At 66.7% G+C, this 16173-nt stretch carries 13 protein-coding genes; 8 read left to right on the plus strand and 5 right to left on the minus strand.

The features are described from left to right. Positions 1-529: 529 nt before the first annotated feature. From AC06FD_RS18960 to dnaA, 3 genes are all read right to left on the minus strand, one after another. Positions 530-793: a hypothetical protein gene (locus tag AC06FD_RS18960; RefSeq protein WP_478078639.1), complete on the minus strand. Its 264-nt coding sequence runs from the start codon at positions 791-793 to the stop codon at positions 530-532. 83 nt (positions 794-876) lie between these two features. Then, the gene (gene dnaN / locus AC06FD_RS18965) at positions 877-1977 is read right to left on the minus strand and encodes a DNA polymerase III subunit beta (RefSeq protein ID WP_019184048.1); all 1101 of its coding nucleotides are present in this window, start codon (positions 1975-1977) and stop codon (positions 877-879) included. Between the two features lie 276 nt (positions 1978-2253). Further along, positions 2254-3588, minus strand: coding sequence for a chromosomal replication initiator protein DnaA (gene dnaA, locus AC06FD_RS18970; RefSeq protein WP_259208052.1), 1335 nt, complete (start codon positions 3586-3588; stop codon positions 2254-2256). 252 nt (positions 3589-3840) lie between these two features. On the opposite strand from dnaA, the gene rpmH reads away from it, so the two are divergent. The 7 genes from rpmH (at position 3841) to AC06FD_RS19005 (ending at position 12693) form a co-directional block, all read left to right on the plus strand. Then, positions 3841-3981: a 50S ribosomal protein L34 gene (rpmH, locus tag AC06FD_RS18975; protein ID WP_006404565.1), complete on the plus strand. Its 141-nt coding sequence runs from the start codon at positions 3841-3843 to the stop codon at positions 3979-3981. Between the two features lie 5 nt (positions 3982-3986). Beyond that, complete coding sequence (rnpA, locus tag AC06FD_RS18980) at positions 3987-4478, plus strand: ribonuclease P protein component (RefSeq protein WP_259208055.1); 492 nt, start codon at positions 3987-3989, stop codon at positions 4476-4478. Then, positions 4478-6178: a membrane protein insertase YidC gene (yidC, locus tag AC06FD_RS18985; protein WP_394164889.1), complete on the plus strand. Its 1701-nt coding sequence runs from the start codon at positions 4478-4480 to the stop codon at positions 6176-6178. Before rnpA ends, yidC begins: the two co-directional genes overlap by 1 nt. A 237-nt stretch (positions 6179-6415) precedes the next feature. Continuing rightward, the gene (locus AC06FD_RS18990; protein WP_478078640.1) at positions 6416-9091 is read left to right on the plus strand and encodes a polysaccharide deacetylase family protein; all 2676 of its coding nucleotides are present in this window, start codon (positions 6416-6418) and stop codon (positions 9089-9091) included. Between the two features lie 3 nt (positions 9092-9094). Continuing rightward, complete coding sequence (mnmE, locus tag AC06FD_RS18995; RefSeq protein ID WP_478078641.1) at positions 9095-10444, plus strand: tRNA uridine-5-carboxymethylaminomethyl(34) synthesis GTPase MnmE; 1350 nt, start codon at positions 9095-9097, stop codon at positions 10442-10444. A 163-nt stretch (positions 10445-10607) separates the two neighbouring features. After that, complete coding sequence (locus AC06FD_RS19000) at positions 10608-11660, plus strand: glycerophosphodiester phosphodiesterase (RefSeq protein WP_478078674.1); 1053 nt, start codon at positions 10608-10610, stop codon at positions 11658-11660. Between the two features lie 121 nt (positions 11661-11781). Continuing rightward, positions 11782-12693, plus strand: a complete 912-nt coding sequence (locus AC06FD_RS19005) for a hypothetical protein (RefSeq protein ID WP_478078642.1) — start codon at positions 11782-11784, stop codon at positions 12691-12693. A gap of 3 nt (positions 12694-12696) precedes the next feature. Here the strand turns inward: AC06FD_RS19005 and AC06FD_RS19010 are convergent, their stop codons facing one another. Next, the gene (locus tag AC06FD_RS19010; RefSeq protein ID WP_259208071.1) at positions 12697-13479 is read right to left on the minus strand and encodes a rhomboid family intramembrane serine protease; all 783 of its coding nucleotides are present in this window, start codon (positions 13477-13479) and stop codon (positions 12697-12699) included. A gap of 97 nt (positions 13480-13576) precedes the next feature. Continuing rightward, positions 13577-14536, minus strand: coding sequence for a TerC family protein (locus AC06FD_RS19015; RefSeq protein ID WP_259208073.1), 960 nt, complete (start codon positions 14534-14536; stop codon positions 13577-13579). Between the two features lie 361 nt (positions 14537-14897). Here AC06FD_RS19015 and AC06FD_RS19020 point away from each other — a divergent pair, with 361 nt between their 5' ends. After that, positions 14898-16067 (plus strand): class I SAM-dependent rRNA methyltransferase, encoded by a 1170-nt coding sequence (locus AC06FD_RS19020; protein ID WP_394164885.1) that lies wholly within the window; start codon positions 14898-14900, stop codon positions 16065-16067. The last annotated feature ends 106 nt before the right edge of the window (positions 16068-16173 follow it).

Here is a 16173-nt window from a genome sequence, read left to right on the forward strand (position 1 = left end):
CTTACTGCATTGCACTGGTTCCACGTGGACTCGATACCGCCATGCCGGAAGCGACGCTACCGCACTGGATCTGCGGACGGCCACCTTCCGGTGCTGCCGGTCACCCCATTTCGACCCGTGAATTCCTTGAAATCTGTACAGCGGGCAGGGCTGGAGCCGTGCAGATTTCAAGAAATTCCCGCCACTCTCAGTGACCGAGCGGACCCGCGTTGCGGATGGCCGCGTGCTTTCCTTGAAATCTGCATGCCCTGGCAAGCCACTCGTATTCAGATCTGACGCCACGAGCGGGCGTGGAAGTGAATGTCCACACAGAGCATGTATGACGTATGCACAACCCATGTACGACCTGTGGATAAAAACAGCACCTCGCACACGCCTGAAAGATATCCACAGGCTCACCCCCAGCCCCAGGGCCTGTTTTACAGGGGGTTTCGAGGCCAAATAACCCTTTATATTCAACGAGATAAGGTACTTTTCAACCAAATCTGGCCCTACCACCACCACCTAGCTTTAGATTTATATACAGTTTTTAAAGCATAGAGCTGTGATCCAGCGGGCAACGAAGGCACTCAAAGACGTGGTCCCAGACGAACCAACTGGCAGCGAAGAAATCCAGAAACACGATGGCTCGATAGCGTGCAGCCGCGCCGATCTGGAAGGCGATGGCCGGTGTACTGGCTAGGCTGGAGGAACGCACATCCATGCGGGTGCCGGCGACGAAGCATCGGAACTCGCGAACGAACCCATCTGCGGGATACGCACCGAATTTCCCGACATGCTCCACGTGGAACACCGCAGATCACCAGGCAAAAAGAAACCCGGCGCATGGCCGGGTTTCTTCAGACGTCGGTTCCACGTGGAACCAAGTCCTTCAGGTCACAGACGCAGCGGCATGACCACGTGACGCGACTTCTCGCTGCTGGCCTCGCGAACCAGGGCGGACGAGTTCGAATCGCGCAGCTGGATGACGACGTGCTCATCGCGCAGGGCGGACAGCGCATCCAGCAGGTAGTTCACGTTGAAGCCGATGGCCAGGTCGCTGACCGTGGTGTCCGCCTCGATCTCTTCCTGGGCCTCTTCCTGCTCCGGGTTGTGCGCGCTGATCTTGAGGTTGCCCGGCGAGACTTCCACGCGGATGCCGCGGTACTTCTCGTTGGACAGGATCGCGGCGCGCTGCAGCGAGGCACGCAGGGCTTCGCGGTCCACCTTCACTTCGCGATCGGCACCGATCGGGATGACGGCTTCGTAATCCGGGAAGCGACCATCGATCAGCTTGGAGGTGAAGGTCACATCGTCGCGCTTGACCCGCACGTGGCTGCGACCGACTTCCAGCTCGATCTCACGATCGCCGCTTTCCAGCAGACGCTGCAGTTCGGTCACGCCCTTGCGCGGCACGATGATCTGACGCTTGGCGCCGCTGGCCTTTTCCAGCTCGGTCTCGCACAGCGCCAGGCGGTGGCCGTCGGTTGCGACGGTGCGCAGGGCATCGCCACGCAGGTCGAACAGCAGGCCGTTGAGGTAGTAGCGCACGTCCTGCTGGGCCATCGCGAACGCGGTGCGTTCGATCAGTTCCTTCAGGGTGGCTTCGCCGATGGCGACACGCTCGGTGGCTTCCACTTCGTCCACCGACGGGAAGTCGTTGGCCGGCAGGGTTGCCAGGGTGAAGCGGCTACGGCCGGCCTGCACGGTGATCTTGTCACCGGTCTGCGAGACGGTGATCCGGCTGCCATCGGGCAGGGCGCGGATGATCTCGAACAACTTGCGGGCGGGGATGGTGGTCTCGCCGTCCTGGGCATCTTCCACCGCGATCCGCGACACCATTTCCACTTCCAGGTCCGTACCGGTCAGCGACAGCTGCCCGTTCTGCACCTGGACCAGGAAATTAGCCAGAACCGGCAGGGTCTGGCGGCGTTCGACCACGTTGACGACTTGTGCCAACGGCTTGAGAAAGGCTTCGCGCTGCAGTGTGAAACGCATGTGGTTCCGTGCCCCTATGCTTTAAAAAAATGTGGAATAAATCAAAAGCTTGGTGGTGCTGGTAGCGCCAGAATCGCGGGAAAACACAGCTAAGTCTTTGTAAACAAACAGGTTTCAGACCTCGAAACCCTCTGCATTACTAGCCCCAAGGGGGAGGGCAAACCTGTGGATAAATCTGCGTTCGAATCGAACAGCGTTTTTATCCACACCCTGTCCCCTGCTTGCTACCGGATTCTGCACCGTTTTATGCGATGACGCCTTAGCGGCGTACATGCATCATTCGCTCAACTTCCGGATCAGCTTGTCCCAGTCTTCCCGCAACTTGCCGTCCGCTTCCATCAACGTCCGGATCTGCCGGCAGGCGTGCAGCACCGTGGTGTGGTCCCGGCCGGCAAAGGCGTCGCCGATTTCCGGCAGGCTGTGCTCGGTCAGTTCCTTGGTCAGCGCCATGGCGACCTGGCGCGGACGGGCCAACGACCGGGTCCGGCGCTTGGACAACAGATCCTTGATCTGCAGCCCGTAGTAGTCGGCCACGGTTTTCTGGATGTTGGGAATGCTGATCGCCTGCTGCTGGGCGCGCAGCAGGTCGCGCAGGGTTTCCTGCGCAAAATCAGTGGTGATCGCACGGCCGGTGAAGTTGGCGCGTGCGGCCAGGGTATTCAGCGCACCCTCGAGGTCGCGGACATTGGAGCGCATTTTCTTGGCAATCAGAAACGCCACATCGTCGGGGATCTCGGTGCCACGCTCGCGTGCCTTGGCCAGGACGATCGCGGCGCGGGTCTCGAAGTCCGGCGGCTCGATGGCCACCGACAGGCCCCAGGCGAGGCGCGACTTCAGCCGTGCTTCCAGGCCTTCGACTTCGCGCGGGTACCGGTCGCAGGTCAGGATGATCTGCTGCTTGCCGTCGAACAGGGCATTGAACGTATGGAAGAATTCTTCCTGGGTACGGTCCTTGCCGGCGAAGAACTGGATGTCATCGATCAGCAGCGCGTCCACCTGCTGGAACTGGCGCTTGAACTGATCCATGGTTTTTTCCTGCAACGCACGGATCATCGCGCTGAAGAACTGTTCCGAACGCAGGTACAGCACCTTGGCGCCCGGGTTGGCCTGGCGCATCGCATTGCCGGCCGCGAACATCAGGTGGGTCTTGCCCAGGCCGGTGCCGCCGTACAGCAGCAACGGGTTGTGCGCCCGGTCGCCCGGTTTCTGCGCCGCCTGGAACGCCGCGGCCAGGCCCAGCTGGTTGCTGCGGCCTTCCACGAAGTTGGCGAAGGTGTAGTGCGAATCGAGGTTGCCGGCGAACGGCACCAGCGGCTCGGCCGCCACCACCGGCGCAGCAACGCCCGGATTCGGCGCAATCTGCGCCTCCACGGCCCGCGGACGCGAGCCGATTTCAAGAAAAACGTCGCCGAAGCCGGCGAAGTGCGCCAGCAGTTCCTTGATGCGCGGCAGGTACAGCTCGCGCACCTGGTCGACGATGAAGGCATTCGGCGCATAAAGCACCAGGCTGTCCACGCGCAGATCGGCCTGCAGCGGCTTCAACCAGGTGTGAACATCCTCGGGCGGGAACTCCGCTTCAAGGCGTTCGAGACAACGGGACCAGGCATCCATCGGCAATAATCGTCTGGGGCCAGTGCGCAGGCGTCAAAAACCGCCGCACCGCAGGCCGGAAGGGGGAAGAATGGATGGCGCAGACTACCACCGACGAGAGGGGCCGGGAATGGTTGTCCCGAAGTTATTCACAAAATGATCCACAGCTATTGCACAGCCCGATGAATTCCCGTAGTGCCAAGCACTTGACGGCACCTCGGGAGGGTCTATAGAATTTCCGGTTCTTTCCGTCCCCTTCATATAGAGGCCCGCATGGCCACCAAGCGCACTTTCCAACCCAGCAACCTCAAGCGTAAGCGCGACCATGGCTTCCGTGCCCGTATGAAGACCGCTGACGGCCGCAAGATCCTGTCGCGTCGCCGCGCCAAGGGCCGTAAAGTCCTGAGCGCTTGATTGCAATGCCGCTTCCTGCGGCAGACGCAATCCTGACTGTGAGCAGTTCCGACCCGCGCAAGCGATTTCCTCGCTCTGCGCGGGTTCGTACGCGTGCCGAATATACAACGGTCTTCAACGGCGCCCGCCGTGTGTCCGATCCGCTGATGACCCTGCACTGGCTGAAGAGCGATACGCCAGCCAGGTTGGGTCTTGCGGTGTCGCGCAAAGTCGATCCCCGAGCCGTGGGTCGCAACCGAGTGAAGCGTGTGCTGCGCGATGCCACACGCCACCTACGGCCGTGGATGAGTGCCGGCGATTTTGTCGTCGTGGCCCGTAGCGCAGCCCGTACCGCCAGCAATGTCGAGATCCGCCAGGCCTTCGAACGCCTGCTGCGCCGCCTTGGCGCATTGCCCATGCCGGGCGCGGACGGCACAATGCCGCCGCCCCTGGGCGTTGCATCCCTTTCCCAGTCCGAGCCGGCATCACCTGCCGGCCCCGTCGAGCCTGCCCGCTGATGAACCAGACCCGCGTTTTCCTGATTTTTGCCTGGCTGATGGTGGCCGTGTTGCTGTGGATGGAGTGGGGCCGCGACAAGGCCGCACCGACCCCGCCGCCGGTTGCCGCGCAGACCCAGGCAACCGTGCCGGGCGCGGCGGGCGCGATCCCGGGCGCGACCGTGCCGCAGGCCCCGGGCAGCACGCCGGCGACCCAGCCGGCCGCCCAGGCCCAGGCCGGTGCCGCACGTGTGACCGTCACCACCGACGTGCTGCGCCTGGTGCTGGATGGCGGCACGGTGCTGGATGCCGAGCTGCTGCAGTTCCCGCAGACCAAGGACGACGGCAGCCCGCCCGTGCGCCTGCTCACTGAAGAGGCCACCCACCCGTATCGCGCGGTGAGCGGCTGGACCAGCCAGGACAAGAGCATGCCGGTGCCGGAAGCCAATGGCTTCACGCTGGTGGGCGACAGCCGCGACTTCGTGCTCGCCAAGGGCCAGAAGGAACTGCAGATCCCGTTCGTGTGGAATGGCCCGAACGGCATCAGCATCCGTCGCACCTATACGCTGGGCCGCAACGAGTACGCGATCAAGGTGAAGGATGAGGTCATCAACGGCAGCACCGCGCCGTGGAACGGCTACGTGTTCCGCACCCTCGACCGCACCCCGACCATCCTGTCGCGCAGCATGACCAACCCGGACTCGTTCAGCTTCAACGGCGCGACCTGGTTCAGCCCGCAGGACGGCTACGAGCGTCGTGCGTTCAAGGATTACCTGGACGACGGCAACCTCAACCGCACCATCACCGGCGGCTGGCTGGCGATGCTGCAGCACCACTTCTTCACAGCGTGGATCCCGCAGGCCGACCAGGCCGCGAACTACGCGCTGTCCCAGCATGACGGTCGCGACCAGATCCAGGCCACCGGCCCGGCCTTCACCGTCGCGCCGGGCCAGCAGGCCAGCACCGAGGCCCGCCTGTGGGTCGGCCCGAAGCTGGTCAACCTGATTGCCAAGGAAGACGTGAAGGGCTTGGACCGCGTGGTCGACTACAGCCGCTTCTCGCTGATGGCGGTGATCGGCCAGGGCCTGTTCTGGGTGTTGAACCAGGTCCACAAGGTGGTCAACAACTGGGGCTGGGCGATCGTCGGCCTGGTGGTGCTGCTGAAGCTGGTGCTGTATCCGCTGTCGGCGGTGCAGTACAAGAGCGGCGCCAAGATGCGTCGCTTCCAGCCGCGCATCGCGCAGTTGAAGGAACGCTACGGCGATGACCGCCAGAAGTTCCAGACCGCGATGATGGAGCTGTACAAGAAGGAAAAGATCAATCCGATGGGCGGCTGCCTGCCGATCCTCATCCAGATGCCGATCTTCTTCGCGCTGTACTGGGTGCTGGTGGAGTCGGTGGAACTGCGCCAGGCGCCGTGGCTGGGCTGGATCCAGGACCTGACCGCGCGTGACCCGTACTTCATCCTGCCGGTGATCAACGTGGCGGTGATGTGGGCCACGCAGAAGCTGACCCCGGCCCCGGGCATGGACCCGATGCAGGCCAAGATGATGCAGATGATGCCGCTGGTGTTCGGCGTCATGATGGCCTTCATGCCGTCCGGCCTGGTGCTGTACTGGGTGGTCAACGGTGGCCTGGGCCTGCTGCAGCAGTGGTGGATGACCAAGCGCCACGGCAGCGACCCGGTGCCGGCCACCACCGCCCCCATCAAAAAGAAGTAGAGCCGACCGTTGGTCGGCTGCACCAAGACGTAGAGCCGACCGTTGGTCGGCTGCACCAGGACGTAGCGCCGACCGTTGGTCGGCTGCAAGAAGACGTAGAGCCGACCGTTGGTCGGCTGCACCAGGACGTAGCGCCGACCGTTGGTCGGCTGCCCTGAAAAACCCGCCATCCGGCGGGTTTTTCTTTGGCGGCGATACAATCGCCGCCACCGTTGCCCCGTTGCCCCGAGCCACCCCATGCCCCCTGCGTCGTCGCTGCTCCGCCTGCCCGTGCCCCTGCTGCTGCTCACCCTGGCGTTGGCCGGCTGTGGCGACAAGGAGGCGGCCGACAGCGGCGCGATGACCCAGCCCAGCGCGCAGGCCGCCGCCGCGGCAGACCCGGCCGCCGCGCCACTGCTGGCCGCGCTGCAGAAACAGCTCGACGGCCACCGCCGCATCATCGTGCTGCTGGCCGACGAGGCCCGGCAGTCGCCGGCCGACCGCGCCACCTCCAGCCGCATCGGCCAGCAGCTGTTCCACGATGGCCTGGAACAGCGCCGCGCGATCGCCGCGCAGTTCGACACGCTGCTGCGCGACACCCGTCCGCAGCGCTTCGCCAGCCTGGGCACGGTGCTGGACTACATCGAATCGGCACCGGAGCTGTTCGATGCCGACCGCCTGGCCTTCCGCGAGGTGCTGCGCGACCTGCAGGAGCGGGTCGGCAAGGATTCGTCGCTGCCTGCGGTGAAGCTGCACCAGCGCATCGGCGAGGACCTGGAGGCGCTGGACGAGATCGAGCGCAACTACAACCAGGAAATCACCCGCATCTTCAGCCGCTTCGACCGCACCCGCGCGATCGCGCTCAAGCGCGAGAAGTGGGACGACTACCTGGCCCACCTGCATGCGCAGTACAGCCGCGAGGCGATCCTGCGCGACTACGGCGTGATCGAGCCGTACCCGATGTCGATGCAGGACAGCGAGCGCGAGATCTTCGGCCGCGACCTGCCGCCCAAGACCGTGGTGCTCACCTTCGACGACGGCCCGCACAAGGCCTATACCGATGAAGTGGTGGCCATCCTCAAGCGCTACGACGTGCCCGGGGTGTTCTTCGAAGTGGGCCGCAACCTCGGCGAGGTGCAGGCCGATGGCACGGTGAAGCTGGGCCCGATGGCGGGGATCAGCCGCAACCTGATGGAGCAGGGCTACGCGGTGGGCAACCACAGCCTCACCCACGCCCAGCTTTCGCGCACCACCGGCGATGCACTCCGCGAACAGGTGCTGTCCACCGATACGCTGCTCAAGGACGTGGACGACAAACGCGCGCCGCTGTTCCGCTTCCCGTATGGCGCCCGCAACGCCGAAGGCCTGCAGCTGCTCAACGAAGCCGGGCTGAAGTCGATCATGTGGAACATCGATTCGATGGACTGGGCCGACCCGGTGCCCGAGTCGATCGTGCAGCGCGTGGTGGACCAGGTGCAGAAGGAACAGCGCGGCATCATCCTGTTCCACGATATCCACGACCGCGCGGTGAAGGCGCTGCCGCAGATCCTGGACCGGTTGATCGCCGACGGGTACCAGTTCGCCGGCTGGAACGGGCGCGACTTCAGCGTGGCGCGGCCGCGCAAGGGCGCCGCCACCGATGCCACCGTCACCAGCGGCTACGAGAAGTCGTGGGCGATCGTGATCGGCATCGACGACTACGCCAAGTGGCCCAAGCTGGAATACGCCAGCCATGACGCCCAGGCGATCGCCGACACCCTGACCGGACAATTCGGCTTCCCGGCATCGCAGGTGATGACGCTGAAGAACCAGCAGGCCACCCGCAACAACATCCTGGCCGCCTTCCACGACCGCCTGGCCGACGAGCGCACCGGCAAGAACGACCGCGTGTTCGTGTTCTTCGCCGGGCACGGCGCCACCCGGCGGCTGGCCTCGGGGCGAGACCTGGGCTACATCATCCCGGTGGATTCGGATCCCAACGAGTTCGCCAGTGATGCCATCGCCATGACCGACATCCAGAACATCGCCGAGAGCCTGCAGGCCAAGCACGTGATGTTCGTGATGGATGCCTGCTACAGCGGCCTCGGGCTGACCCGCGGCGGTGGATCGTCGTCGGCGTTCCTGCGCGAAAACGCGCGCCGCAGCGCGCGCCAGATGCTCACCGCCGGTGGCGCCGACCAGCAGGTGGCCGACAGCGGCCCGAATGGCCATTCGGTGTTCACCTGGGTGCTGCTGCAGGCGCTGGCCGGCAAGGGCGATCTCAACGGCGACGGGCTGATCACCGGCACCGAGCTGGCCGCCTACGTGGCCCCGGCGGTGTCGGCGGTGTCGCGGCAGACGCCGGCGTTCGGCAGCTTGCCCGGGTCGCAGGGCGGCGAGTTCGTGTTCCAGGTGCCGGACAGCCAGGAATACCTGACCGCCGATACCCGCCAGCTGTCGGCCGACGCCATCGCGCTCAATACCCGGGTCGATGCAGCCCAGGGGGGCAAGGCCGAAGGCGAGGCGCCGGTGACCGTGGCCGATCTGCAGGGCGGCAAGAGCACGCTCGTCGTGCCGGCCGCGCAGCCCACCTCCGACCGCCAGCGCGCGCAACAGGCCAACGACCGCGGCCTGCAGCTTTACCGCGAGAAGCGCTACGACGCGGCGGCCGCGCAGTTCACCGAGGCGCTCAAGCTGCGCCCGGACTTCGCCCAGGCCGCCAACAATCTGGGCTTCGTCTATTACCGCCAGCAGCGCTACGCCGAGGCGGCGCGTTGGCTGGAGAACACCTTGAAGATCGACCCCTCGCGCGCGGTGGCCCACCTCAACCTGGGCGATGCCTACCTGCATGTGGGCGACACGGCCAAGGCCAAGCAGGCCTACACCACCTACCTGGCCCTGCAGCCGCAGGGCAGCGGTGCCGCCCAGGCGCGCGCCCAGCTGGAGAAGCTGTAAGCCATGCACGCCTCCGCCAACATCGACACCATCGTGGCCATCGCCAGCGCGCCCGGCGCCGGCGGCGTCGGCCTGCTGCGCCTGTCCGGTCCGCGTGCGCGCGACATCGCCCAGCGGATCGGGGTGCGCACGATGCGCCCGCGGCACGCGCACTACGCGCGCTTCCGCGATGCGGATGGCGAAGTAATCGATGACGGCATCGCCCTGTGGTTCCCGGCGCCCAACAGCTTCACCGGCGAGGAGGTGGTGGAGCTGCAGGGGCATGGCAGCCCGGTCGTGTTGCAGCAGCTGGTCGCGCGCTGCATCGCGCTCGGCGCGCGCCAGGCGCGGCCCGGTGAATTCAGCGAGCGTGCCTTCCTCAACGGCAAGCTCGACCTGGCCCAGGCCGAGGCCATCGCCGACCTGATCGCGGCCAGCGACACCCGCGCGGCGCGCGCGGCACGGCGCTCGCTGGACGGGGTGTTCTCGCAGCGGGTGGAGGCAACCGGCGAACAGCTGGTGCTGCTGCGCATCCACGTCGAGGCGGCGATCGACTTCGCCGACGAGCCGCTGGACACCCTCGGCGGTGACCAGGTCCGCGCCGGCCTGGGCCAGGCGCTGCGCGCGCTGGCGCAGCTGCGCGACGATGCCGAGCGCGGCCGGCGCCTGCGCGATGGCCTGCACGCGGTGCTGGTGGGGCCCCCCAACGCGGGCAAGAGTTCGCTGCTCAATGCGCTGGCCGGCAGCGAGCGCGCCATCGTCACCGACATCGCCGGCACCACCCGCGACACCCTGCGCGAGACCATCCGCATCGACGGGCTGGAGCTGACCCTGGTGGACACCGCCGGGCTGCGCGACGGCGGCGATGCGATCGAACGCGAGGGCATGCGCCGGGCCCACCTGGAGATGCAGCGCACCGACCTGGCCATCATCGTGCTGGACGCGCGCGACCCGCAGGCCGGGCGTGCCGCGGTGGCCGACGCCCTGGCCGGCGTGCCGCAGCAGCTGTGGATCCACAACAAAAGCGATCTGCTGGCGCAGTGTCCCGCCGATAGCGATGCGAACGTCGTCCACGTCTCCGCCGCCACCGGCCAGGGTCTGGAGCACCTGCATGCCCGCCTGCGTGAACTGGCCAGCGGCAGCGCCGGCGACAGCGTGGAGGGCGAGTTCTCCGCGCGTGCCCGCCACGTGGAGGCGATCGTGCTGGCCATCGGCCACGTCGAGCGTGCCGATGCCGAGCTGGTCCACGAACACCTGGAGCTGGCCGCCGAGGAACTGCGCCTGGCCCATGAGGCGCTGGGCGAGATCACCGGGCGGATGAGCGCCGATGACCTGCTGGGGCGGATATTCTCCAGCTTCTGCATCGGGAAGTAGGGGGCGTTACTTCCCGCTGTCACACCGCACCACCACAATGCGCCGGTCCTTTCCACGCCCCCGCCGCGTCGGCGCGGGCCGCATCAAACAGGGGTTTGCAGTGTCGAAGTCGTTGTGGGGTTGTGCGTTGCTGTTGTCGCTGGCCGTGGCACCATCGGTGGCCATGAGTGCCGAATCCACCTCCCCATCGCGCAAGGCGGCCGTCTACGGCCACCGTGGCGCCAGTGCGCTGCTGCCCGAGCACACCCTGGCCAGCTACGCGCAGGCCATCGCCGACGGCGCCGACTACATCGAACCGGACCTGGTGATGACCAGGGACGGCGTGCTGGTGTCGCGCCACGAGAACGAGATCGGCGGCACCACCGATGTGGCCGCGCACCCCGAGTTCGCCAGCCGCAGGACGGTCAAGACCATCGACGGCGAGCGCGTGGAGGGCTGGTTCACCGAAGACTTCACCCTGGCCGAGCTGAAGACGCTGTACGCCCGCGAGCGCCTGCCGCAGCTGCGCAGCACCGCCTATGACGGCCAGTTCCGCATCGCCAGGCTGGAGGAGATCCTTGCTTTCCTGGTGCAGCAGGCCGGCCGCGCCAACCGCGGCATCGGACTGGTGCCGGAGATCAAGCACGGCACCTACTTCAAGGGCATCGGCCTGCCGATGGAAGACAAGCTGCTGGCCGCGCTGCAGGGCAACGCGTACACGCGCGTGGCACCGGTGACGATCCAGTCGTTCGAGGTCGGCAACCTGCGCTACCTGCGCAGCACGCTGGGCCGTGAGTCCAACATCCGCCTGCTGCAGTTGCTCGGCGATCCGAAGCAGCAGCCGGGCGACGTGCTGGCCGCCAAGGGCAGCCAGCGCTACGCCGACATGCTCACCCCGGCCGGATTGGAGCAGGTGGCGGCCTATGCCGACGGCATCGGCCCCAGCCTGCGCCAGGTCATTCCGCTGGATGCGGCCGGCAAGCTGGGCGCGCCGACCACCCTGGTCCGCGACGCGCACGCCGCCGGCCTGATGGTGATCCCGTACACCTTCCGCCCGGAGAACTATTTCCAGGCGGCCGAGTTCCGCAAGGGCGAGGCCAACGCACGCAATGCCGCCGGTTCGGTGGCCGAAATGCGCGCCTACCTGGCCACCGGCATCGATGCGTTCTTCACCGACGACCCCGCGCTGGGCCGGCGTGCGGTGGATGGGGACGGCGCCGCGACCGCCGGAAACTGACCGGCCGCGATCGCGCGTGATCCGCGGCCACGCAGGGCGCTGCGCTGCGCGGATCCGCCGCGCGTGACCTTGTTGCGGCAGACGGCCACGGCTACCGTGGTCGCTGGACAAGGAGGTCTGCATGCTGATCGGACATCGCTACGAACGCACGCCAGGCGGCGACCTGCACATCCATTCGCACAATCGCGTGCAGGCAGGCCTGGTGCTGTTCGTGGCCATCGTCGCGTTGGCGGTTCCCGGCGCCTTCGTGGTCGGGGCGCTGGTCGACGATCGCTCACCGCTGGCCCGCCTGGCCCCGCTGTCCTGGCTGCTGGTGGTGCTGGCGTTCCTGCTGCTGGTCGCGCTGGCGGTGGTCCTGCTGGTGTACACCGAGACCAGCGAAACGCTGACCCTGTCGCGCCGCGACGGCGTTGGCCAGCGCCATACCCGCACGCTGTCCGGGCGCCGCACGCCGGTGAATGCCGCCTTCGCCCTGCACGGGCTGTCCGGACTCCAACTGCGCTGGCACGGCACCCTGCACCGCGGGACCACCCAGCTGTGGCTCGTGCATCACGATGGCAGCGAGACCCTGTTGACGCCCGGCAACGTCGCCGTGCTGCCCGGCACCCGGCGCACCAACCGCTGGCTGGGCGTGCTGGCCGATTACCTGCAGCTGCCCGTGCCCGTGGCGGTGCTGGAGGCACCGCGCGCCGCGCCGGCGCGGGCGGCGGAAGAGGACACGGACACGGTGGCCCCTGCGCCAGCATCGGCGGACAAGGCCGGCGCTGGCGTCCGCCTTCTTTTCGGCCTGCTGGGGGCGTTCCTGGCAGTGCTTGAACTCACGCAGCTGCTCTCGCTGCTCACCGCCCTGGCCACGGCGCGGATCCGGGTAGGCGGCTATCGCGTCAGCGCGCACACCTACTATTGGAGCGAGCAGCCGCTCGCCTATGCGTTCAACGTGCTGTTCGGGGTGGCGATGGTGGGGCTGGTCGGCATGTTCGCCATCGGCTGCCTGCGCCTGGCGCTGTTCGGCCGGCTCGGATCCGCCAGGTGAGCGCTACTCGCGCGGCCCGGCCGGATCGCGCGGCCGGAACGGCAGCACCACGAAGTCCTGGCCCTCGCGCGGTTGCCACAGCACCGGTACGCGCTGCGGCGAGGGCGGCTCCAGGTCGCCATCGCGCTGCATGTCCAGCTCGTCCTCGTCTTCCTCCTCCCAGCTGTAGCGCTTGCGCGGGGCCATCGGGTCGGACAGGCGGAACAGCAGTGCGCTGACGATGCCGGCCAGGGCGCCGCCCATGTGCGACTGCCAGGACACGCCCGGCTCGTGCGGGAGGATGGTGATCAGCATGCTGCCGTAGAACAGGAAGGCGATCAGGCCGGCGGCGATGGCCGGGCGATCACGGCGCAGCAGGCCCAGCACGAACACCAGGAACATCAGCCCGTGGGTGATGCCGCTGGCGCCCAGGTGGTGGCTGCCCAGGTCGCCCAGCAACCAGGCACCCAGCCCCGAGCCGACCCACAACAAGGGCAGCGCGCGCAGGGTCGCCTTGGGATAGACGCTGCCGGCCAGGGTGCCGAGGATGAGCAGGGCGACAGCATTGGCGCCCAGGTGCTGGACCGAGCCATGCAGCAGGGGCGCGCCGAGGATGCCGAGCAGCCCGGCCTTGTCCAGCGGGGCGACCGACCATGGGCGCCAGTCGAAGTGGCCCTGGGCGGTGAACACCGCCACCAGCACCAGCACGAAGGCCAGGCTCAGGTTGAACGCCCGCATCACGCGACCTCGGTCGTTGCGGGGCGGGTCCGGCGTGTCGCCGGCGGGCAGGGGCAGGTTGGCGTTCATAGCCTTAGGGATTGCGTCGCCCGGGCTGAACACAAGGGCAACGCAGTGGGAGAGAGAGGTACCGCCTGCGGGACAATCCCGCAGGCGGCACGATCGGTCAGGCGTGGCCGCCTTCCTTCGGCGGGTTCTTCAGGCTCAACACCACGGTGGCGGCGATGATCACGGCCACCACGCCCAGCGAGATCGGGGTGGGGATCTTGAAGATGTCGATCAGCATCATCTTGATGCCGATGAAGGCCAGTACCAGGGCCAGGCCGTACGGCAGCAGGTGGAAGCGATCGGCCATGCCGGCCAGCAGGAAGAACATCGCGCGCAGGCCCAGCACCGCGAACACGTTGGAGGTGAGCACGATGAACGGGTCGGTGGTGATCGCGAAGATCGCCGGGATGCTGTCCACCGCGAAGATCACGTCGGTCACGGCGATCAGGATCAGCACCACGAACAGCGGGGTGAACCAGCGCTTGCCGTCGCGCATGACGCTCATCGCGTTGCCGGCGTAGTCCGGCAGCAGGCGCAGGTGCTTGCGCATCCAGCGCAGCGCCGGGTTGGTCTCCAGGTCCGGCTCGCTGCCGGCGGAGAACCACATCTTCCAGCCGGTGAAGAGCAGGAACGCGCCGAACACGTAGAGCAGCCAGTGGAACTTGGTGAGCAGCACGCTACCGGCGAAGATCATGATCGTACGCAGCACGATCGCACCCAGAATGCCGATGATCAGCACCTTCTGCCGCTGTTCCTCGGGCACCGCGAAGTAGCCCATGATCATCAGGAACACGAAGATGTTGTCCACCGCCAGGGCCTTCTCGACCAGATAGCCGGTCAGGAATTCCAGGCCGACCTTGTTGGCCACCACCTGGCCGGCGGTCTCGTTCAGGTAGTACCAGAGGCCACCGTTGAAGGCCAGGGCCAGCACGACCCAGCCGATGGACCACCACAGGGCCTCCTTGAAGGTGACCTTGTGTGGTCCGCCGTGTCGCATCAAGACCAGATCGACCAGCAGCGCGATGACCACCACCGCGCCGAAGCCGCCCCACAACCACACATTACCGATCGTCTGCATTGGGTTTATCCGTTGGAAAAATGAATGCCTCAAGCCGGACGGCGAGGATCTGCAACGGAGGATCGGGGGGATCCGGGGAGACAGAGCTTCGCCATACGGCGAAGGTCTCGCTCGCAGTCCCGATGGGTGGGACTGCCGTTGCACCGGAGCCTGCGGGCTCGAATTGACGGCGACAACGTCTGGGAGCTACTCCCCTTCTGGGGCCGATTCTGCGGGGTGGCCGGGCCGCCGTCAACTGGATGGGAAGGCCCCGTGCCCGCCTGCCCGCGGGGCACACCGGCGTGCGGCTGCGGCCCGCGCGAGGGCGGGCGGCATCGCCCGCAGTGCCGAGGGGTGTGGGCTTCCCGGATACAATAGGTGGATGAATACCCCCCTGCCCGTAGTCCGCCTCAAGAACGCCTGGCGCTCCAGCCACCCGTGGATCTTCCAGAAACTGGTCGAAAAGCCCGCCGTCCGTCCCAAGCCCGGTGCCATCGTCGACGTCGTCGGCGTGGACGGGGAGTGGATCGGCCGCGGCTTCTACAACGGGCATTCGCGCATTGCCGTGCGCATCCTGGAAACCGACCAGGCCGTTCCGGTGGACGCGGGCTGGTTCTCGCGCAAGATCGCCCAGGCCGTTTCGCTGCGTCGCGACGTGCTGAAGCTGGATGCGGTGTCCGACGCCTGGCGCGTGGTCCACAGCGAGGGCGATGGCCTGTCCGGCCTGGTGGTGGACCGTTACAACGACCTGGTGGTGGTGGAGTTCTTCGCCGCCGGCATGTTCCGCCACCGCGAATGGATCTATGAGGCGCTGCGCGAGCAGTTCCCCGGCTGCCGTTTCCACAGCTTCGCCGACGAACACGTGCAGAAGCAGGAAAGCTTCGATTTCCACGGCAACACCACCACCGAAGCGTCGGTGATCACCGAGTACGGCGTGAAGTTCCGCGCCGATCCGGCCGGTGCGCACAAGACCGGTTTCTTCGCCGACCAGCGCGAGAACCGCCAGTGGCTGAGCGAGCAGGTGGACGGCAAGACCGTGCTGGACCTGTGCTGCAACACCGGTGGTTTCGCGGTGTATGCGGCCGCGCGTGGTGCCTCGGAAGTGGTCGGCATCGACATCGACGAGGACGTGATCGCGATTGCCAAGGGCAATTCGCGCCTCAACAACGTGCGCCCCAAGTTCATCCAGTCCGACGTGTTCCCGTGGCTGCGCGATGCGGCCAACCGCGGCGAGCAGTTCGACGTGGTGATCCTGGACCCGGCCAAGATGACCCGCGACCGCGACCAGGTGATCACGGCGCTGAAGAAGTACCTGGACATGAACAAGCTGGCGCTCGGCGTGGTCAAGCCCGGTGGCCTGTTCGCCACGTTCTCCTGCACCGGCCTGGTGGCCGAGGACCAGTTCCTGGACATGCTGCGCCGTGCCGCGTTCTATTCCGGCCGCACCATCCAGATCCTGAAGGTCGCCGGCGCCGGTCCGGACCATCCGTTCATGGCCCACGTGCAGGAATCGCGCTACCTCAAGGCCGTGTTCTGCCGCGTGCTGGATTGATGGCACCGCGTATGCCGACCGGCGGTCGGCATACGCCGGCCGGTCTGCCGGCCGACCGACCCAACGACCGGCACGCCTGACGGTGTGCCTGCCGGTGTGCCTGCCG

The organism is Stenotrophomonas sp. Steno-Z1 (assembly GCF_056393175.1).